This is a genomic window from Mesorhizobium sp. KACC 23794, assembly GCF_052180275.1.
Classification (GTDB): Bacteria; Pseudomonadota; Alphaproteobacteria; order Rhizobiales; family Rhizobiaceae; genus Kumtagia.
In genome coordinates this window covers 3,722,650-3,741,520 of the sequence record NZ_CP197465.1, presented here as the reverse complement: position 1 = coordinate 3,741,520, position 18,871 = coordinate 3,722,650, and the positions used below count along the sequence as shown (strand labels likewise).

The following is an 18,871-nucleotide window of genomic DNA, read 5'->3' as shown; positions in this document are numbered from 1 at the left end:
AAAAAACCCGGCGGTTGCCCGCCGGGTTCTGTCTAGGCCGATCGGTGAAGCCGATCAGAACGTGCGCTGGAAGCGCAGGTTGAAGCCCCAGCTGTCGTCGAGATCCTGGTCGACGCCCTTGCTGTTCTTGTCGGGGGCGTAATAGACGACTTCCGGCGTGATCGTGAAGCCCGGAACCAGGTCGTAGGCAACGTTGGCGGCAACCGAGAAGTTCGAGCCGTCGTCATAGCCGACTTCGGCGTTGAACGTCGCCTTCTCGTTCAGCTTGATCGCCGTGCCGCCCCAGACGGCCCAGTCGCCAGCCCACTGCGCGTAGAAGTTCTCGTTGTCGAAGCCGGCCGAGTCCCAGGCGCCCATCACGAACACCGAAGCGGTGTCGGTGATGTTGATGTCCAGGCGACCCTTGACCGCCACTTCCGACTGCCAGCTGTCGTAACCGGCGACGAGACCGATCTTGCCCCAGCCCTGCGTGAACGACAGACCGCCGACCACATAAGGAGCGTAGTCCTGCGTGATGCCGCCATACCCGAAGGGGCCGTCAAAGTCCGAACCATACACGATCTCGTTCTGGTCGCCCTGCTCCAGGGCGACGCCGGCCGAGAAGCCGTTCGCGCCAGTGTAGGTGTAGGCGATCTGGAACGTGCCGAACGGACCGTAGGGAACGATACCGTCGTTCATGACGCCCGACGAATAGTCGGTGAAGGTCGAGAAGTAGGAGTCCGTCTTGCCGATGCGGAAACCGCCAAGCTCGATATAGGCATGCTCGATGCTCATGCCGTCGTTCATGTCGTAGAAGGGCGTGCCGCTGCCGGACACCTGGTAATTGAAGTTGATGGCGGCATACGCACGCAGCGTGCCGAGTTCGGTCTCGCTGCGGGCGTCGGTGCGCAGCTGGAAGCGGACGCGATTGTTGTAAGTATCGTCGCCTGCGGCGCTCGTCACGCCGTAGAAATCGCCGCCACGAATATCGACGCGGACATAACCGCCGATCTTCAGGCAGGTTTCCGTGCCGGGCAGGTAGAAGAAGCCCGAACCATAGACGTCGCAGACGCGGACGTATTCGACGGGTTCCGGCTCGGCAACCACGACCGCATCGGCCGCACGAGCGCCGGTGACTGCGACCAGGGCCGCAGCGGAGCCGAGAAGAAGGCTCTTGATGTTCATTTTCTGATCTCCAGTTTCAGTTGCGACCGGTACTTGTCTTGCTGGAGGCACCCGCCCCCTCAACGGCAAATCAAAGAACCCTATCGATTGCCCCTTGGCCATAACTCATACCTGTCATATCCGCGCTTTCAACCATGATCAGGTGTTTCGCCCATCCGCCGTCGCCGCTATCTCACGCCATGTGACATAAACGCCACGATTCCATGACCGATCGAAATCTTTGATTTACTTTTGGCGATGGTTGGCGGGCGCAGGCATCCCCTGACCGCCCCAATATACCGCTCGATTTGTCCGATGCGGATTCGGGGCCGGCTCGGCTCAAGGGCCCCTAGACCGCTTCCGGAACGCTGAACACGTCGACCAGGGTCCGGCCGGTGGCGAGTTCCGCGATCCATTTTTCTTCCATGCGGACCCTCTCCTGGGCAATGGCGAGCACGGTGCTCGCCTCATCGAGAGGAATCACCGCCAGGCCGTCATTGTCGCCGAGCACGATGTCACCCGGCTTTACTGCCACGCCGCCGAAAACGATCGGCCCGTTCACCGTGCCCCTCTCCTTGGAGAGCGGTCCTCGCGCGGTGTTGCCAAGGGCGTAGACGGGGAAATCATCCCAGCTGGCGATCGTGTCGATATCGCGGACCGCGCCGTTGACGACCAGCCCCGCAATCTTCTTGCGTCGCGCCAGGCCGCAGAGGATTTCGCCGACATAGGCGGTCTGGAGGCAGCCCCCCGCGTCGACGGTCACCACATCGCCCTCGCCCGCGACATCGATCGCATGCAGCATCGGCCCGAAATCGGAGCGCTCGCACCATGCCGTCACCGCCTGTCCGGCGAATCGCCTGCCAAGCGGAAATGGCCGCAGCGGCCGGATGCGCGGGTCGGCCACCACGCGGCCGCTGGTCACGTCGGACAAGATGGTCACCGGTATGCCGCGCCATGCGGCGAGGTCAGCCGGGGTGAGGCGCTTCGCCGTGTGACTGTAGATTTTTGTTGGCATGGTCGTCTCCTCCAGACGGTCGAACGGTGGTTGCGTGCCTCAGGCGGCAGCCGGTTTGAATCGGTTTCGGGAAAATCCCTCGACAGGATAGGCCGGCACGCGCCCCGCCGCCATGTCGGCGACAATCCTCCCGGAAAAGGCGCCGGCAAGATTGCCGAAGAAATGACCGGTATTGACGATCAGCCCGGCTAGCCCGGCCGATGAGTCGATCACCGGCAGGCCGTCTGGCGTCTGGGCGACGACGCCTGCCCATTGGCGAACGATCGGCAGACCGGCGATTCCGGGGAAATTTCGGCTGGTGATGGAGCAGGCCATGGCCTGCCCGGCCACCGTTGCCCGGTCGAGGTCGCTGCCGATCTCATAGGCGCAGCCGAACTGCAGCGATCCGTCGGGATAGCTGGCGATCTGCTCGGTGAAACCAAGCTCCGGGCGGATGCGCTCGGAGGGCTCGCGGGGCAGCATCGAGACATCGACGCCGGGCGGCGTGAAGAAACGGAACAGCGACTGGCCGGAAACGACGGGTTTTATCCGGAAAGGCGCAGGCGCGGTTTCGGCTGCCTCGAAGCGAGTCGGTTTATAGGGAATGGCCAGGCCCAGCCGCGACAGAAGCTCGTTCGACCAGGGTCCGCCGGCGATCACCACGATGCGGCTTTCGATTTCGGTCCCATCGGCGAGCCGGATGCCGCCGCAGGCGTCTTTATCAATCAGGATCGCCTCGGCGCGGGCTGGCGCTACAATCGTTCCGCCCGCCTGGACAAAGCCGTCGGCCAGATGCCGCACCAGAAGCCGCGTATCCTGATGCGCGTCGAGCGGATTCCAGACCGCACCCGAAACGTCAGGGCCGATGTCGGGACAGAGATCGCGCAGCGCCGGGCGCTCGAGCAATTCGACCGGCAGGCCCGACGCGACACGATCGGCGACGAAGGCGCGCGCCACCGGCTCATATGCCTCGTCGCGGTAGATGATCAGGCCGCCGCTAGCGCGAAAGCAGAAATCCGGGAACTCGCCGGTCAGCGATTCGGCAAAACGCCGGCAGGCCAGCGAAAAATCCATAGAAAGCCCGGCGGCCTTGGTCTGCAGCCAAAGGAAGCCCGGATTGCGTCCCGATGCGCCCCAGCCGGGATGATGCATGTCGAGGAGCGCGACCGAAAAGCCCTCCCGGCGCAGATACCAGGCGCTGGCAGTGCCGGCGATACCGGCGCCGACGACGATCGCGTCGAAGCCGCGGTTCACGCCCATGGCAGCCCGGCATCCTCAAGCTGCTGCGCGAGGCGGTCGATGAATGTCCTGCACCGATCGATCTCCGAGAGAGCGAGATATTCGTCCGGCTTGTGCGCCTGCTCGATCGATCCAGGCCCGCAGACGACGGACACGACGCCGGCGCGGTTGCTGAACAGGCCCGCCTCGGTGCCGTAGGCTACCTTTGCGTGGTCGTTGCGGCCGGCGAGTTGTTTCACGAAGGTGACGCCGGGATGTTCGACGTCGGTGCAGAGCCCGACGAACTCGACGATCGGCTCGACGGAGATCGATGCTTCCGGCGCGACGGCACGCATGCGCGGCAGGATTTCAGTTTCGGCATGCCGGCGGATCTCGGCGATCAGGGCGCGGGCGTCGACCTCCGGCAGCGACCTTATGTCGAAGCCGATTTCGCAATGGTTGGGAATGATGTTGAGCGCGGTGCCGCCGGAAATCGTCGTCACCGACAGGGTCGAGTGGGAGACATCGTAGAGATGGTCGTGCGGACCGGAGTGCGCGTGGCCCATCGACAGTGATTTGATGAAGGCGATCAGTTCGGCGGCGTATTCGATGGCATTGACCGCGGTCGGCGCGAGGCTGGAGTGGGCGCTCCTGCCGGACAGGACGGCACGAAACATGCCGCCGCCTTTGTGGCCGACGACGACCTGCATGCTGGTCGGCTCGCCGACGATGCAGAGCGCCGGCCGGACCGACATTGCCGCGATACGGTCGATCAGGCTGGTGACACCGGTGCAGCCCACTTCCTCGTCGTAGGAGATGGCGATGTGGATCGGAGCCTTCAAGCTGCGTTTCACCAATCCCGGCACGGCGGCGAGCACGATGCCGATGAAACCCTTCATGTCGCAGGCGCCACGGCCGTAGATGCGGCCGTCGGCCTCGCGCAACTGGAACGGATCGCTGGACCAGTCCTGCCCGTCAACCGGCACGACATCGCTATGACCGGAAAGGATGACGCCCGGCACGTCCGGCGGACCGATGGTCGCCCAGAGGTTGCCCTTCGTCCTGTCGGCGTTCCAGATGATGTCGCAACCGATGCCATGCCGTGCCAGTAAGGCCTCGACATGAAACAGAAGCTCGCGGTTCGGATCGCGCGAAACGGTCGGAAAGGCGATGAGATCGCCGATCGCCGCGATGCAGTCTTGCCTGGTCGCGGCAGCCGTCATTGCGTCATTCACCAGACGGGCTTGAAAACCGGAAGCGGCGGCAGGCCGCCGTCGCGTGGCCGCCACGAGACGCCGACCCGGTCACCGATCGTGGCGTTGTCGGCGACGATATTGGTGAGCAGGCGCGGTCCCTCGTCGAGTTCGACGATGGCCAGCAGATAGGGGGGCGGCAGTTCGGGCGTCACCGGAATACGCATCGTGGTGAGCGAATAGATGGTGCCGGTGCCTGCCACGTCAATCCATTCGAGCGAAGTCGATTCGCAGGAAAGGCAGAACGGCCGCGGATAGAACTGATGCGCATCGCAACTTTTGCAGTGCTGTACCGTCAGCCGCCCTTCGGCGCAGGCCTGCCAGAACGGCTCGGTGGTCGGGTCGGCGGCGCCAAGGTCGGAATAGGAGATTTTTTCAGACACGGGCGAGCACCACGGTGGAGGCGGTCGAGAAGGCGAGGCCGCCGGTGCCATGCGCGACGGCGATTTTTGCGTCGGGAACCTGGCGGGCGCCAGCCTCGCCGCGAAGCTGGTGCACCGCCTCGACCAGGAGCAGGATACCGAGCGCGCCGGGATGGCAATAGGAGAGGCCGCCGCCGGAGGTCATGCTGGGCAGGCTGCCGCCCGGCCTCAGCCGCCCTTCGGAAACGAAAGCTCCAGCCTCGCCTTTCTTGCAGAAGCCGAGATCCTCAAGATACAGCAGCACCGCGTGGGTGAAGTTGTCGTAGGGCTCGAAGACGTCGACGTCGGACGGTTTTACGCCAGCCATGCCGAAAGCGTCGCGCCCGGACGCCGCGCCCGGCGTCACCGTCAGGTCCGGGCATTGCGCGACATGCCATTGCACATGGCTTTCGCCGGCGCCCAGCACGCGCACCGGCCTCTTCGCGGCATCGCGCGCCCGGTCCTTGCGCGCCACGACGATCGCGCCGCCGCCGTCGGTCACCAGGCAGCAGTCGAGTTTTCGCAGCGGATCGGACAGCATCGGCGAGGCCATGACATCGTCGATCGAAAGCGGATCGCGGATCCAGGCTTTTGGATTGAGCGCCGCCCATTGGCGGGCGGCGACGGCGATTTCCGCCGTGTGTTCCAGCGTCGCGCCGTACTGGTGCATGTAGCGTGCGGCGCTCAGCGCGTAATGGCCGATCGGAAAATGGATACCGAAAGGCGTCTCGAACTGCGCGGACAGCGAGCCGTCGAGTGCGGCGGCGGCCTTCTTGCGGTTCTTGCGGCTGCGTTGCCGCGAGGCATAACCGATCAGCGCGACATCGCAGCGGCCGGTGGCGACAGCCACCATCGCGTGATGCACGAAGAATTCGAAGGATGCGCCGCCCATGTCGGACGATTCCGCGTAGCGCGGCTGCAGGCCGAGATATTCGCCGAGCTGGACCGAGCCTTCCTCACCCATATAGTTCGTGAACAGCGCATCCACGTCCCGGAAGCCCAGGCCGGCCTCGGCCAGCGCTTCCTGCGCCGCCATTGCAACCATCGAGAATTCGCTCTGGTCCAAAACCTTGCCGAGCGGCGTCTCGGCCGCTCCGACGATGTAGACAGGCTGTTCCGTCAATGGATGCGGCATGAAAAATCTCGGCATGGGAAATAGGAGTTCTGGTCGCGGATGGACGATGCGTGGTCGGTCTCGATGATCACGAAGCGCTCCCCTGCCCGCTTTCCTGGCCACGCACAGTTAAGCACCCCCTTTAAGGAGGCCGCCTTGCCTTCGGGCCTTGCGGGTGACATTGAAATCAGAGAGCAACATGAATATGAAGTCAATATCAATTTTTGATTCCGAGCTGTCGATTGTCGGCAAAGCGGCGTCGGATGTTGATTAACGACGATGCCGGTGCGATATCGGCCCGGCGAAGGATGGATCCGATGGCAGCGGAAGCCGAATTGAAGCCAGACGCGGCCCAGGGCGACAGGTCCCGGGAAAAATACGCCGACTATCTGGCGGCGGGGCTGGGGTCGATCCCGTTCGCCTCCAAGGGCGACCGGACGAAATATCGCCTGAAGATCGCCGCGGCGCGCGCGCTCGAGGAGATCGGCTACCAGGACGTGAAGGTCTCGGACATATGCGGCTTTGCCGATGTCGCGCTGGGAACGTTCTATGTCTATTACCGCGACAAGAACGAGATCGCGATCGAAGTCGTGCTCGACTTCGTCGAACATCTCTACGAGCAGGCGCGGCAGGTCGGGCGCGGCACCGGCGAATATGAGGCGATCCTCAACACGAACCGTTTCTTCATCGCCGCCTACTCGGCCAACCCCGGCCTGATGCAGTGCCATGTGCAATTGCAGAGCCAGCTGCCGGAGTTCCGCGAGATCTGGCGACCGCGTCATCTCAAATGGATCGAGAATCTTGCCCGATCCATCGCGCGGCGCGGCAATTACAAGGAAAACATGCCGGGATCGCCGCAGGCCGTCGCGCATGCGCTGGAGGTCATGGTGTTCCACTACCTCTATGCCGTGATCGTCAGCCGCAACCCGCTGGTCGACGGCGAGGATCCGGCACATGCCGACGACCTGGCGCAGATGCTGTCGACGCTTTGGTATCGCGCGGTCTACTGCAAGGATCCGCCGAGGCGGTAGAATGCGGAAATACGGGGACAGTTTACTGAATTCCCAAGCGTTTGCGACCGCTTGTCGAGAACAGAGTTTGGGAATTCAGTAAACTGTCCCCGCATTTCTTAGCGCGCGTTCAGTAGTTCGAGGTCAGGTAGCGTTTCGTCGCCTTGGCCAGCCGTGCAACCCCTTCTTCCAGGACGGACGGCGCATTGCGCGTGAAGTTGACGCGCATCGCAGAACGAAGCTGTGTGGCCGGGTCGAAGACGCTACCCGGAACGAAAGCCACTTTTTCTTCAAGCGCGAAGCGGTAGAGCGCGTCGGTGTCAACGGCTGGATGGCGCGTGCGCATCCACACGAACATGCCCCCAGGCGGCGTGTCCCATTCGAACCATTCGCCAAGCTCGGCGCTGGCCGCCGCGCAGAGCGCGTCGCGGCGCTCCCGGTAGTGCCGGACGATCGACGGCACATGCGCCTCCTCGCGTCCCGCTTCCAGCAGTTCCAGCGCGATCGCCTGGGTCAACATCGAACTGGCGATGTCGGAGGACTGCTTTGCCAGCGCCAGCGCCTGGATCATCGGCGCAGAGGCGACCGTCCAGCCGACGCGCAAGCCGGGCACGATGCTTTTCGACAGCGTGCCGAGATAGACGACAGGGCCGTCATAGGCGCCATCCGGCTCCATGCGGCCGTGCAGCGACAGGATGCTCGGGCCGGTGTCGCCGTCGAATTGCAGCGGCAGGTAGGGATCGTCCTCGACCAGCCAGGTGCCTGCTTCAAGTGCCTTTTCGAGCAGCGCCTGCCGGGCGGAAGTCGGAACCAGCGCGCCCGTGGGGTTGGAATAATTCGGGACGGTATAGATGAATTTCGCGGTCCGCAGGCTGTCGACGCCGGTTCCGGTTTCCGCCGACCAGTCCAGCGCCTCATAGACCGGGCGTCGCGGACGCCAGGCGTCGAGCGCGCCGACATAGGTCGGGAATTGCGCAACGATGCGGTCGCCCGGATCGATCAGCACTTTTCCGATGAGGTCGAGCCCCTGCATGGCGCCGACCGTCAGCAATACGTTGTCGATGGTGAAGGTCCGGCCCGACTCGCGGCTGATGCGCTCGGCGATATGTCGGCGCAAAGCCGACAATCCCTCGATCGGTCCGTATTCCAGCGCGCCTGAACCCCATCGCGCCAGCGCCTTTTCGGCTGCCTCGGCGATCGCCGCGGTCGGATAGAATTCGGCGGCAGGCAGGCCGCCGGCCATGCTGATGAAATCCGGATCGATGCCCAGCGCCATGAACTGCTGGGTGATGTTGTTGCTTTGCGAGATCCAGCGGGAAAAGGCCGGACGAACAGGGGATGAAGGGGTACGAAGCGCCATTGGCTGCGACCTTTGCCACGGCGCCTCCCCTCTCCGCAAGGACGGATCGGGAAGAGATTTCGCCCACAAAATTGATATTGACTTCATATTCATTTTGTCTTCTGCTGTCAATATCGGCGGGGGCCGCGAGGCTCGGCCGAGGGGGATGCCGGACGGGTTTCCGGATCGAATTTTCAGTGCATTTGTCGAGCGAGGTGGGCGTGCCGAACCATAGGAATTTCATGGCTGAACGGTTGCCGTCCGGAGCTTCAATCTGATGCCGCATCATCGACTTGACGGGCGTGTCGCAATCGTCACCGGCGCAGGCCGCGGGCTTGGGCGGTCCTATGCGCTGGCGCTGGCGGAGCTTGGCGCGGCAGTCGTCGTCAACGACCTCGGCGGCGACCTTTATGGATCGGGCCGCGACCCCTCCCCCGCACAGTCCGTCGTTGCCGAGATCGTCGCCAAGGGCGGCAAGGCGGTCGTCAGCGGCCACGATGTTGCCGACTGGAGCGATGCGCAGGCGCTGGTCGCCATGGCGGTCGAAACCTTCGGCGGCCTCGACATACTGATCAACAATGCCGGCATCCTGCGCGACAAATTGTTCGCCAACATGTCCGAAGAAGAATGGGACGCCGTCATCCGCGTGCATCTCAAGGGACACGCGGCGCCGTCGCGCCACGCCATGGAGCATTGGCGCAATGAATCGAAGGCCGGCAACAAGGTTGCCGCCTCCATCGTTCACACCACCTCGCTTGCCGGGCTTGTCGGTAACTTCGGCCAGGCGAATTATTCGTCGGCAAAGCTTGCCGTGGTCGGCCTGTCGCGGACGCTTGCGCTGGAAGGCATGAAATATGGTGTGCGGTCCAACGCAGTGTCACCGTCGGCGCGCACGCGCATCGAAGCGTCGCTCAAGCCCCCACCGGAGGGCGTCTTCGACGTGTTTTCGCCCGATAACGTGTCGCCGCTGATCTGCTGGCTGGCGCTGGAGCGCTGCCCGGCGACCGGCCAGGTGTTCCAGGCTTACGGCAACCGCATCGAAGTGATCGCGCCGTCCACCATCGAGGTCGATTTGAAGACCGACGGCCGCTGGAGGCTGGAAGATATCGACAGGGAGCTCGCGAACAAGCTGCCGAGACTTTCGAAACTGAGCGATTTTGTTGAGGGATTGCCGTGATGAATGCGAACGCGCCTGCGTCGCAGACCGAGGGATTTCCGATCGGTCTTTCAATCGACTCCGAGGAGTTCCGGACCAGCAGCCATCGCATAGCGCAATTCGCGCGGTCGGTGGACGATGAGAACCCGCATCATTTGGCGGGAGAATTCGCGCCGCCGGTGTTCTCGCACGTACCGGTCATGCAGAGCATGGTCGCGATCCTCGATCGCGTCACGAACGGTTTCGCCCTGCATGGCGAGCATGATTTCATCTTCCATGCGCCGATCGTGCCGGCCTTGCGGCTGTTCACCGTCTCGACGCTGGTCGGCGTGCGCGGCACCAAGCCGGGCACGACCTTTATCGTACGCTCCGAGACGTCGACCCACGATGGCAAGCCGGTCGTGACACAATACAGCACCTGCCTTGTGCGTGGCGCGGCGCCGGAGAATTCATATGGCGAGGCGGCGCCGGCGCGGCCGACGTCCGCCAGGGGCGCCGCGGCAGTCGTCTCGCATTTCGCGCTGACGCCGGACCAGACACGCCGCTACGCCGATGCCGCCCGCGACTATTCCGCCTACACCATCGACCCGGCCGCTGCCGCCAAGGTCGGCTATGCCGCGCCGCTGGTGCATGGAATGCTGACGCTTTCGCTGGCAGCCCGGGCCATCGTCGACGACCATTGCGGGGGCGAGACGCCGAGGTTGAAACGGCTTGGCTGCCGTTTTGCTTCTCCGCTTCTGCTGACGCCGGGCCAGACGCTGAAGGTCGAGCATTGGAACGGCCCCGGCGGACCGGTCGGTTTTGAAGCGTCCGACAAGGACGGCAACATCGTGATCAAGAACGGCTACGCCGAGGTGTCGAAATGAGCGCCGCCCTCTCATCGCCGCGCATGGAACTCGGCGTGATCAATGTTCCGGAGCGGCCGGAAAGCTGGATCCGCCATGAGAACGTGGCGCCCGACTGGGCCGCGGTACCCTTCCAATCGGTGATCGAGATCGTCAGCAAGGGCTGCCTGGAAGATCCGGAGCGCCCGGCGATCATCATCGAGGGCGGCACGGTGATGACGCGGCGCGAATTCCTCGACCGCTGCCAGCGCTTTGCCGGCTATCTCAGCGACAAGGTGAAGGCCGGCGACCGCGTGGTCGTCATGCTCGACAACCGGCTGGAGTTCATGATCGCCCTGTTCGGCATCATCGCCAACCGCGCCACCATGGTGTCGATCGCGCCGACGGCGATGCAGTACGACGCAGGCCATATCGTAACCGACGCGGCGCCAACCGTCGCGATCGTCGGCAAGCCGCAACTGCCGATCATGGAGGCCGTGCGCGGCAACTCGCCGGCGCTGGCCCATATCGTTCTGGTGGAGGGTGACGAGCCGGACGGTCTCGCTCAATACGAGCAGGCGGCCGAACCGCTCGATTTCGCCACGGTGAAATGCGATCGCGAGGACATCATCACGGTCTACTACACGTCGGGCACGACGGGCGCGCCAAAGGGCTGCATGCTGCATCATGGCTGGTGGCTGCGCGTCATCGATATCGATTTAAGGCTGTTCCGGCGCGGCTGGCAGGATCGGCAGCTCTGCTGCCTGCCCTTCTATTATGCCGACCCGGCGATCCAGCTTCTGACCTCGCTCGCCTCGCGCGGCACGATGGTGGCGATGCGCCGCTTCTCGGTGTCGCGCTTCTGGGAAGTGGTGACGACCTACGACGCCACCGAGATACTCTCGATCGCCTCGATCCCGGCGCTGCTGATGAAGGGCGAGCCGGGGCCTGCGGAAAAGGACCACCGCATCCGCCTTGCCATCCACGCCGGGCTGCCCAAGGAACTTCACGCGGAGATGGTCGAGCGCTACGGCTTTCACTGGCACAACCAGTATGGCTCGACAGAGGGCGGCGTGATGAGCCGCGTGCCCAACCACATGGCCGACGAACTGGTCGGCACCGGGACGATGGGCGTCGAGCCGCCCGGCGTGACCATCCGCCTGGTCGACGATGACGACAACGACGTGGCGCCCGGCGAGGCCGGCGAATGCCTGATCGGCGGTCCGGATCTCTACGCCGGCTATTTGAACCGCCCGGAGACAACTGCCGAAGCCAATCGCGGCGGCTGGTATCATTCTGGCGACGTGGCACGGCGCGACGAGCGCGGCCTGCTCTATTTCGTCGGCCGCAAGAAGGAGATCATCCGCCGCATGGGCGAGAACATTTCTGCCGCCGAGGTCGAGGGCGTGCTGCGCTCACATCCCAAGGTTGTCGAGGCGGCGGTCGTGCCGGTGCCCGACACGCTGCGCGGCGAGGAAGTGAAGGCCTATCTGCAACTCCGTCCCGGCGACGTGTTTCCGCCCGAAGGTGTAATCGCCTTCTGCCGGCAGAATCTCGCCGCCTTCAAGATCCCGCGCTTCATCGAGTTCCGCGACACCGATTTCGAACGCACGCCGTCGATGCGCGTCCAGAAGCAGAGCCTGCTCAAGGAGAGGAGCGACCTGCGCCAGGGCGCATGGGACCGCGAGACCGGCAAGATCGGAGAATGACCGTGAGCGCCACCGACCAGACAAGCGCCGGACCGAAAAGCTGCGATCTGCTGATCGCCAACGGCCATGTGCTGACGATGGACGGCACCCGCACCGTCTATCCGGATGGCGCGATCGCGGTGTCGGGCAAGAAGATCGTTGCCGTCGGACCGCGGCGCGCGGTCGAGGCGGCGTGGCAGGCGGCACGAAGGATCGATGCGCAAGGCGGAACCGTCCATCCCGGCTTCATCGAAGGCCATTACCATGCCGGCCTGCACCTCAGCCGCGGCTCGATCACCGACAATCCCAACCCTCCCAAGGAAGAGGGCGGCGGCGGGCCTGGCGTGTTCACGCGCTGGATCAACGCGGTCGAGGACGAAGACGAATATGCGAGCGCCCTGATGGCGTCGGCAGAACTCGTCCGCAACGGTTTTACCGGCTTCGTCGATGCCGCGACGAGCTTCTTCCCCGACCTGGTCGCCGAGGCGGCAGGCGCTGTCGGCATACGCTGCTCGGTGACCGACTGCATGTTGTGGGACCACCTCGGCGACGGCGAGCCGATGGCGGCTGACATACCGCGGGCGCCGTGCAGCATCGACCGATCGCTGAAAGCGATGGGCGGCCAGTTGAAGCGCAACAAGGACGAGGACGCACTGGCTCGCGGCCATGTCGCCATCTATGGCTGCGGCAGCGCGACCGACGAACTGATGCGTGCGGCCAAGACGCTCGCCGATCGCGAAGGCGTGGTGATCCACCAGCACCAGAGCCTTATGGTGTCCGATGCCAGCTACGACGAAAAACGCTTCGGCAAGCCGGCGCTGGTGCACTTCGCCGAGGAAGGATTGATCGGACCGAACAGCGTGTTCACCCATATGAACATCCTGTCGCCGCCAGAGGTCGAGGCGGTGTCCGCCAACGGCATGGCGCTGGTCTGGCATCCCGGCAACTTCATGTACTACGCGATCTCGCAGACGGGCCGCAGCGCCTTTCCGGGCCTTCACAAGCGCGGCACGTCGATTGCGCTGGGCACCGACATCGCAAAAGCCTGGGCGTTCGGCGATCTCGGCATCATCGCCTATCTGGTCAGCCGCGAATGGGGCGAATACCTGCCCTCCGAGTCGATCCTCGAAATGTTCACGCTGGGCGGCGCCCGGGCAATGGGCTTTGAAAACCAGGTGGGCAGCATCGAGGTCGGCAAGCGAGCCGATATCGTCATCCGCTCCAACGAGCTGCCCGACGCCCAGCCAAACGTCAACGTGGTGAAGCAGCTGATGCTGGTCAGCCGCACCAAGGCCGTCGACACGGTGCTTTGTAATGGCGAGATCGTCGTGCGCCACGGGCGGCTGGTGAAGCTCGACGAAGCGGAAATCTATCGGCTGGCCCGGCAGTCGGCCGAACGAACGGCGCAACGCGCCGGCATCAAGCCGAAGTCGACCTGGCCGCATGTGACCTGAACGCCGCCGCTTGCCGGCGGCAGCGAGAAACGTGGATCTATGACCAACGTTCGATTTTCAAACGTCTCGAAATCCTACGGGCCGGTTCAGGCCATCGGCGACCTGTCGCTTGCCGTTAATTCTGGAGAGTTCACGACGATCCTCGGGCCGAGCGGATCGGGAAAGACCACGATGCTGTCGCTCATTGCCGGCATCACGGCACCGACCACGGGCAGCATCGAACTCGGCGACAAGGAGATCACCTACGTACCCGCGGCGCAGCGCAACATCGGCCTGGTCTTCCAGAGCTACGCCCTGTTTCCGCATATGTCGATCTTCGACAACATCGCATTTCCGCTCAGGGTTCGAAAACTCTCATCGGCGCAAGTCTCCGAGCGCGTCACCGAAGCGCTACGCCTGGTTCGGCTCGGCGGCTTCGAAAAGCGCCGGCCGCACCAGCTTTCCGGCGGCCAGCAGCAGCGCGTCGCACTGGCACGCGCCATCGTGTTCAAGCCGGATATCCTTCTGCTCGACGAGCCGCTGGCAGCGCTCGACCGCAAGCTGCGCGAAGAGGTGAGATCCGAAATCCGTGCGCTGCAGCGCGGCCTTGGCATCACGACGATCATGGTCACCCACGACCAGGAGGAAGCGCTGTCGTTGTCCGACCGCATCGTCCTGCTTTCCGGTGGCAAGGTCGAGCAGATCGGCACGCCGGACGAAATCTATCACCGGCCGAAGACGCGGTTTGCCGCAGGTTTCCTGGGTCTCGCCAATTTCGTCGAAGGCACGCTTGACCGCGACGGCGCGATCCACAGCGAGGATGGCCGCTATCCCTGCGTCGATGGAGAGCGTCCGGCCGGTGCGCGCGTCTGCGGCCTGATCCGGCCGGAGGACATCCGAACCGACAAGGACAGCGGCTTCATCAGCGGCGTCGTCCGCGACGTTGTCTTCCTCGGCGAAATCGCGCGCTACACGATCGAATCCGCAAGCGGCCGCACGCTCACCGCCAATGTCGGCAGCGCGCGCACGCGCTTCCAGGAAGGCGCGACCATCTGGCTCTCATGGAACCCCGACCGCGTCTGGCTGCTGCCGGACGAGACAGGAGGAAAATCCGTCCACTAGGCCGCCGCCAAGGCAGGGCGTCCAAGCGTGGCATTCAACTCTGCCGAATTAAACTCAACAAGGATGATGCAAATGAAAAAGCAATTGGGGAACATATCGCTTGCATGCGTTGTCGCCTTGGCCCTGTCGACGCCTTTGTCGGCGCAGGAGGTCAAGGAACTTCACATCATGAACTCCGGCGGCGAATATGGAGACGCGTTGGACAAATGCGTGAACGGGCCGCTGCTGAAGAGCGACAGCATCAAGGTCATCACCGAAACGCCCGGCGGCTATGCCAAGATGGCGGCGCAGGCCAAGTCGGGGGTCATCACCAACACGGTGACGGACGCACCGACCGGGGACATGTATCGCCAGGTCGCCGAAGGCCTGACCGAGCCCATCGACTGGGCAAGGCTAAACCCGGAGCCGATGTTCGACGAAGCGAAAAACCCGAACGGTTTTGGTGCCAGCTATTATTCGACCATCATGGCCTGGCGGGCTGACGCCAAGGCGCCGGCGAACTTCGCGGAATTCTTCGATACCGAGAAATTCCCCGGCAAACGCGCCCTGCCCGACTATCCGGAATTCGTCCTGCCGTTCGCGGCGATGGGTGGCGGCATGTCGGTTGAGGACGCCGCCAAGGGCGTCGACCTCGATCTCGCCTTCAAGACATTGGAGAAAATCAAGAAGGACACGATCTGGTGGCAGTCGGGTGCGCAGCCGGCGCAGTTGCTGAAGGATAACGAGGTACAGTACGCGATCGCCTGGTCGGGACGTGTGCTGGGTCAGGAAGGCGTATCCGCCACCTACGACCAGGGCATGCTCGACATCTCCTGGTGGGTGGTGGCCAAGGGCATTTCCGACGACCAGCGCGACATGCTGTACAAATGGCTGAAAGTTCAGACAAACGCCGAGGCGCAGAAGTGTCTGCTTGACTTCCTGCCTTATCCCGGCCCGAGCCCGGAACTGGAAAAGCTGGTCACGCCGGAAGTGCTGAAAACCTTCCCGACCTCCGCGGAGAACAAGAAGGTGCAATGGCTGATGAACGGCCAGTGGTGGTATGACAACGCCAAGGAAGTCGAGAAGCGCTGGAACGAGTTCAAGCTCCTGCAGTGACGGAGGCCGGAAAAGCCGAAGAGAAGCCGTCCGTGTCCGACGCTTCCATGACGATCGATGGCGCGGCGCCAGCCGCCGCGCCATCTTCCAGTCGTCTTCGCCTGAGGCTGCGCTGGGACCTGCTTGTCCTGTTGGCGCCGCTCATGGTGTTGACGCTGATCGTCTTCGACGTCCCGCTGCTGACCACCGCGTTCTGGAGCGTGAGCGACGCCGACACCGGCGTGCTCACGAGTAAATACTTTCAGGAATTCTATGAATCCAATGCCTACATGCGCATCATCTGGCGCACGCTGGCGATTGCGCTTGAGGTGACCATTGCCACCATTCTGGTCGGCTATCCCCTCGCCTACTGGACAACGAAACTGCGGCCCCGGCTGCGCATGGTCGTGCTGGGTCTGGTCGTCATAACCTTCTGGGTGTCGATCCTGGTCAGGACCTATGCCTGGATCGTGATCCTCGGCAATGCGGGCCTGGTCAATCGCGGGCTGATGTGGCTCGGCGTGACCAGCAAGCCGGTCGAATTCCTCTACAACGAACTTGGCATCGTCATCGGCATGACCAACGTGCTGCTGCCGTTCCTGGTGCTGCCGCTCTATGCGGCGATGATCAGGGTCGACCAGCGCCTGCTGCAAGTGGCGGAGACGCTCGGCGCCGGCCGCGTGCGCATCTTCTGGCAAATATTCTTTCCGCTCACCATTCCGACACTCGCCGCTTCCGCGATCCTGATCTTCATCCTCAGCCTCGGCTTCTACATCACGCCGGCGGTGCTTGGGGGCGGGCGCGTGCCGTTGATCGCCAACATGATGGATCTGCTCATCAACCGCTTCGCCCGCTGGGAGATCGCCGCCGTCGTCTCTGTGGTGCTGATGGCGATCACGCTGTCGCTTTACGCCGTCTATCAATGGCTGCGGGAGCGCTATCAATGAGCGCGCGCGGCCGGTTTTCCGATCTGTGGCTGGCTATCTTTGCGGTGCTGGTGCTCATCTTCCTGTGCCTGCCGGTGCTGATCGTCGCGCCGATGTCCTTCTCCGACGCCAAGTCGCTGGAGTTCCCGCCGCCCGGTTTCTCGCTGCGCTGGTACGAAAACCTGCTCGGCAACCCGATCTGGGTGGAAGCCGGCAAGAACTCGCTGCTGCTCGCAACGCTCTCCAGCACGGCGGCGCTGGTCGCCGGAACGCTCGCATCCTACGTGCTGGTGCGCGGCGCTTTCTTCGGTCGCCGGATGCTGGAGGCCAATTTCATGGCGCCGATGATCGTGCCGTCGATCATCACCGCCGTCGCGCTCTATATCTTCTTCGCACGCACCGGCCTGCTCGGCACCTTTACAGGGCTGGTGCTCGGCCACACTATTCTGGCGGTGCCTTATGTCGTGCTGATCATGCAGGCGGCGATCCGCGGCTTCGATGTCCGCATCGAGCAGGTGGCCGCGACGCTCGGCGCGTCGCAGTGGCAGATCCTGACGAAAATCGTGCTGCCCAACCTGACGCCAAGTGCTGCGGCCGCCTGGATCTTCTCCTTCGTCATGAGTTTCGACGAGGTGGTCGTCACGCTGTTCGTTTCCGGAACCTACATGACCATCCCAAAACGCATGTTCAACGAGTTGATGCTGCAGGTGAACCCGACCGTGACGGCCGTCGCGACGCTGCTGATCGCTTTCAACCTCTTGGCGCTCGGCGTGCTCGTCCTGCTCAGCGGGCGCGGAAAACTATTCGGGACGGGCGCGGCGTGATCAGGGTCGGAGATATTCTTGAGGAATGGGAGTTCCAGATCGAGGCTGGAAAAGTGCGCGAGTTCGCGCGGGCGGTTCACGATGTCCATGCCGAGGACAGTGTCATTGCACCGCCAACCTTTCCGGTGGTGATCTCGTCCGATTTCGTCGAGCGGCTGATCACAAAAATGCTCGATCTCGACCGGTCTCGCACCGTGCATGGTGAGGAGACCTACGAATATTTCCGGCCGATCGTCGCAGGCGACACGCTGCGCTGCCGGGCGCGACTCGTGGCCGACGAGACCAAGACGGGAAAGCGCGGCGGCACGATGCGCATCATCACGACGGAGGTCGAATTCATCTCGGTTGCGAGTGGGATGCTCGTCTGCCGGGAGACCATGACCTCGATCGAGAAGGGCGCGGCCGCGCCATGAGCTTCGCAATCCCCGGGCCGGTCGTATACGGTCCGCTGACGCGAACCGATCTGGTTCGTTATGCGGGCGCCTCCGGCGACTTCAACCCGCTCCACCACGATCATCAATTCGCCAGCAATGCCGGGCTGCCGGACGTGATGGCGCATGGCATGCTGTCGGCGGGATTGCTTGCCTCGGCACTGACAAAATGGTTCGGCGCCGGCAGTGTCCGCCGCTATTCCATCCGTTTCCGCAGTCCGGTGTGGCCGGGCGACGTGCTGACCGCGCATTGCCGCAATGCCGAGACCGTCGCCGACAATGGCGGGCAGTTCGCCGATCTCACGCTCGAACTGGTGCGTGGCAATGGCGATGTCGTTATCGCCGGCACAGCGCGCGTGACGGTCGCCGACCCTTCCCATCTCGGCTCCCGGTAGGCGGAAAGCACGAACAGAAGAACAGATGAAAGGCCTTTGATGACGACGCCAGCCGTGACCATACGCCCTGCCCTGCCGAAGGATCGCGCAGCGTTCCTGGAGATGTGGCGCGATTTTGTCTCGCTTGCGCCGGACGAGCCTGGCAATCCCCAGATGGGCGAGCGCAACTGGGACCGCGTCGCGGATGCCGCGAGCGGGCTTCGATGTATCGTCGCCGTCGATGCGGATGACGTGCCGCAGGGCTTCACCCTCTTCCTCACCTTCCCCTTCACCTGGAGCAAAGGCGACGCCTGCTACCTGCAGGACATCTTCGTGAAAGCCGAAAACCGGGGCAGCGGCGCCGCGCGGGCGATGATCTCGCATCTTGAGCAGCTTGGCCGCGAGGCCGGATGGTTCAAGATATTCTGGATGACCCAGCCCGACAATTTCACTGCGCAACGGCTCTACGACAAGGTGGCGCAGCGCATGGATTATCTGCGCTACGACCTGAACGTCTCCGAGCCCTGACACCCCGTCCTGTTCGTCA

At 63.6% G+C, this 18,871-nt stretch carries 20 protein-coding genes; 13 read left to right on the top strand and 7 right to left on the bottom strand.

Going from position 1 to position 18,871, the window contains the following annotated elements; all coding sequences use genetic code 11:
* Window positions 1-54 precede the first annotated feature (54 nt).
* The 6 genes from ACSBOB_RS18240 to ACSBOB_RS18215 form a co-directional block, all read right to left on the bottom strand.
* A complete protein-coding gene (locus ACSBOB_RS18240) occupies window positions 55-1,164 on the bottom strand; it encodes a porin (RefSeq protein WP_442577518.1) in 1,110 nt (369 codons plus the stop codon).
* Window positions 1,165-1,492: 328 nt separating this feature from the next.
* Entirely contained in the window at window positions 1,493-2,158 is a 666-nt protein-coding gene (locus tag ACSBOB_RS18235; protein WP_442577517.1) for an RraA family protein, read from the bottom strand.
* A 39-nt stretch (window positions 2,159-2,197) separates the two neighbouring features.
* A complete protein-coding gene (locus ACSBOB_RS18230; protein WP_442577516.1) occupies window positions 2,198-3,397 on the bottom strand; it encodes an NAD(P)/FAD-dependent oxidoreductase in 1,200 nt (399 codons plus the stop codon).
* A complete protein-coding gene (gene argE, locus ACSBOB_RS18225; RefSeq protein ID WP_442577515.1) occupies window positions 3,388-4,578 on the bottom strand; it encodes an acetylornithine deacetylase in 1,191 nt (396 codons plus the stop codon). Before argE ends, ACSBOB_RS18230 begins: the two co-directional genes overlap by 10 nt.
* Window positions 4,579-4,586: 8 nt before the next feature.
* On the bottom strand, window positions 4,587-4,991 hold the full coding sequence (locus ACSBOB_RS18220; RefSeq protein ID WP_442577514.1) for a Zn-ribbon domain-containing OB-fold protein: 405 nt from the start codon (window positions 4,989-4,991) through the stop codon (window positions 4,587-4,589).
* Window positions 4,984-6,144 carry an acetyl-CoA acetyltransferase gene (locus tag ACSBOB_RS18215; protein ID WP_442577513.1) on the bottom strand — a complete coding sequence of 387 codons (1,161 nt, stop codon included), beginning with the start codon at window positions 6,142-6,144 and terminating at the stop codon, window positions 4,984-4,986. Before ACSBOB_RS18215 ends, ACSBOB_RS18220 begins: the two co-directional genes overlap by 8 nt.
* A 39-nt stretch (window positions 6,145-6,183) precedes the next feature.
* Between ACSBOB_RS18215 and ACSBOB_RS18210 the strand changes: the two genes are divergently transcribed.
* Window positions 6,184-6,351 (top strand): hypothetical protein, encoded by a 168-nt coding sequence (locus tag ACSBOB_RS18210; protein WP_442577512.1) that lies wholly within the window; start codon window positions 6,184-6,186, stop codon window positions 6,349-6,351.
* A gap of 89 nt (window positions 6,352-6,440) precedes the next feature.
* Window positions 6,441-7,154: a TetR/AcrR family transcriptional regulator gene (locus tag ACSBOB_RS18205; protein ID WP_442577511.1), complete on the top strand. Its 714-nt coding sequence runs from the start codon at window positions 6,441-6,443 to the stop codon at window positions 7,152-7,154.
* Window positions 7,155-7,263: 109 nt separating this feature from the next.
* Here ACSBOB_RS18205 and ACSBOB_RS18200 read toward each other — a convergent pair whose 3' ends face one another.
* A complete protein-coding gene (locus tag ACSBOB_RS18200) occupies window positions 7,264-8,493 on the bottom strand; it encodes an aminotransferase-like domain-containing protein (RefSeq protein WP_442577510.1) in 1,230 nt (409 codons plus the stop codon).
* A gap of 256 nt (window positions 8,494-8,749) precedes the next feature.
* Between ACSBOB_RS18200 and ACSBOB_RS18195 the strand changes: the two genes are divergently transcribed.
* From ACSBOB_RS18195 to ACSBOB_RS18145, 11 genes are all read left to right on the top strand, one after another.
* Entirely contained in the window at window positions 8,750-9,649 is a 900-nt protein-coding gene (locus tag ACSBOB_RS18195; RefSeq protein ID WP_442577509.1) for an SDR family NAD(P)-dependent oxidoreductase, read from the top strand.
* Window positions 9,649-10,494: a MaoC/PaaZ C-terminal domain-containing protein gene (locus tag ACSBOB_RS18190; protein ID WP_442583762.1), complete on the top strand. Its 846-nt coding sequence runs from the start codon at window positions 9,649-9,651 to the stop codon at window positions 10,492-10,494. Before ACSBOB_RS18195 ends, ACSBOB_RS18190 begins: the two co-directional genes overlap by 1 nt.
* Window positions 10,491-12,161: a class I adenylate-forming enzyme family protein gene (locus ACSBOB_RS18185; RefSeq protein WP_442577508.1), complete on the top strand. Its 1,671-nt coding sequence runs from the start codon at window positions 10,491-10,493 to the stop codon at window positions 12,159-12,161. Before ACSBOB_RS18190 ends, ACSBOB_RS18185 begins: the two co-directional genes overlap by 4 nt.
* A 2-nt stretch (window positions 12,162-12,163) precedes the next feature.
* The gene (locus ACSBOB_RS18180) at window positions 12,164-13,594 is read left to right on the top strand and encodes an amidohydrolase family protein (RefSeq protein ID WP_442577507.1); all 1,431 of its coding nucleotides are present in this window, start codon (window positions 12,164-12,166) and stop codon (window positions 13,592-13,594) included.
* Between the two features lie 39 nt (window positions 13,595-13,633).
* On the top strand, window positions 13,634-14,695 hold the full coding sequence (locus ACSBOB_RS18175) for an ABC transporter ATP-binding protein (protein WP_442577506.1): 1,062 nt from the start codon (window positions 13,634-13,636) through the stop codon (window positions 14,693-14,695).
* Window positions 14,696-14,767: 72 nt separating this feature from the next.
* A complete protein-coding gene (locus tag ACSBOB_RS18170) occupies window positions 14,768-15,790 on the top strand; it encodes an extracellular solute-binding protein (protein WP_442577505.1) in 1,023 nt (340 codons plus the stop codon).
* Window positions 15,791-15,822: 32 nt separating this feature from the next.
* A complete protein-coding gene (locus tag ACSBOB_RS18165) occupies window positions 15,823-16,716 on the top strand; it encodes an ABC transporter permease (RefSeq protein WP_442577504.1) in 894 nt (297 codons plus the stop codon).
* Window positions 16,713-17,519: an ABC transporter permease gene (locus tag ACSBOB_RS18160; protein ID WP_442577503.1), complete on the top strand. Its 807-nt coding sequence runs from the start codon at window positions 16,713-16,715 to the stop codon at window positions 17,517-17,519. The genes ACSBOB_RS18165 and ACSBOB_RS18160 overlap by 4 nt, the downstream gene beginning before the upstream one ends.
* Window positions 17,516-17,932, top strand: a complete 417-nt coding sequence (locus tag ACSBOB_RS18155) for an FAS1-like dehydratase domain-containing protein (RefSeq protein WP_442577502.1) — start codon at window positions 17,516-17,518, stop codon at window positions 17,930-17,932. The genes ACSBOB_RS18160 and ACSBOB_RS18155 overlap by 4 nt, the downstream gene beginning before the upstream one ends.
* A complete protein-coding gene (locus ACSBOB_RS18150; protein WP_442577501.1) occupies window positions 17,929-18,345 on the top strand; it encodes a MaoC/PaaZ C-terminal domain-containing protein in 417 nt (138 codons plus the stop codon). The genes ACSBOB_RS18155 and ACSBOB_RS18150 overlap by 4 nt, the downstream gene beginning before the upstream one ends.
* 39 nt (window positions 18,346-18,384) lie before the next feature.
* Window positions 18,385-18,852, top strand: coding sequence for a GNAT family N-acetyltransferase (locus ACSBOB_RS18145; RefSeq protein WP_442577500.1), 468 nt, complete (start codon window positions 18,385-18,387; stop codon window positions 18,850-18,852).
* Window positions 18,853-18,871: the final 19 nt, after the last annotated feature.

Bases quoted from the DNA above. Each gene is read 5' to 3' on its own strand.
- argE (WP_442577515.1), bottom strand. From the start codon at position 4,578: ATGACGGCTGCCGCGACCAGGCAAGACTGCATCGCGGCGATCGGCGAT.
- ACSBOB_RS18210 (WP_442577512.1), top strand. From the start codon at position 6,184: ATGGACGATGCGTGGTCGGTCTCGATGATCACGAAGCGCTCCCCTGCC.
- ACSBOB_RS18160 (WP_442577503.1), top strand. From the start codon at position 16,713: ATGAGCGCGCGCGGCCGGTTTTCCGATCTGTGGCTGGCTATCTTTGCG.
- ACSBOB_RS18170 (WP_442577505.1), top strand. From the start codon at position 14,768: ATGAAAAAGCAATTGGGGAACATATCGCTTGCATGCGTTGTCGCCTTG.
- ACSBOB_RS18190 (WP_442583762.1), top strand. From the start codon at position 9,649: ATGAATGCGAACGCGCCTGCGTCGCAGACCGAGGGATTTCCGATCGGT.
- ACSBOB_RS18240 (WP_442577518.1), bottom strand. From the start codon at position 1,164: ATGAACATCAAGAGCCTTCTTCTCGGCTCCGCTGCGGCCCTGGTCGCA.
- ACSBOB_RS18150 (WP_442577501.1), top strand. From the start codon at position 17,929: ATGAGCTTCGCAATCCCCGGGCCGGTCGTATACGGTCCGCTGACGCGA.
- ACSBOB_RS18200 (WP_442577510.1), bottom strand. From the start codon at position 8,493: ATGGCGCTTCGTACCCCTTCATCCCCTGTTCGTCCGGCCTTTTCCCGC.
- ACSBOB_RS18235 (WP_442577517.1), bottom strand. From the start codon at position 2,158: ATGCCAACAAAAATCTACAGTCACACGGCGAAGCGCCTCACCCCGGCT.
- ACSBOB_RS18205 (WP_442577511.1), top strand. From the start codon at position 6,441: ATGGCAGCGGAAGCCGAATTGAAGCCAGACGCGGCCCAGGGCGACAGG.
- ACSBOB_RS18215 (WP_442577513.1), bottom strand. From the start codon at position 6,144: ATGCCGCATCCATTGACGGAACAGCCTGTCTACATCGTCGGAGCGGCC.
- ACSBOB_RS18145 (WP_442577500.1), top strand. From the start codon at position 18,385: ATGACGACGCCAGCCGTGACCATACGCCCTGCCCTGCCGAAGGATCGC.
- ACSBOB_RS18230 (WP_442577516.1), bottom strand. From the start codon at position 3,397: ATGGGCGTGAACCGCGGCTTCGACGCGATCGTCGTCGGCGCCGGTATC.
- ACSBOB_RS18195 (WP_442577509.1), top strand. From the start codon at position 8,750: ATGCCGCATCATCGACTTGACGGGCGTGTCGCAATCGTCACCGGCGCA.
- ACSBOB_RS18185 (WP_442577508.1), top strand. From the start codon at position 10,491: ATGAGCGCCGCCCTCTCATCGCCGCGCATGGAACTCGGCGTGATCAAT.
- ACSBOB_RS18175 (WP_442577506.1), top strand. From the start codon at position 13,634: ATGACCAACGTTCGATTTTCAAACGTCTCGAAATCCTACGGGCCGGTT.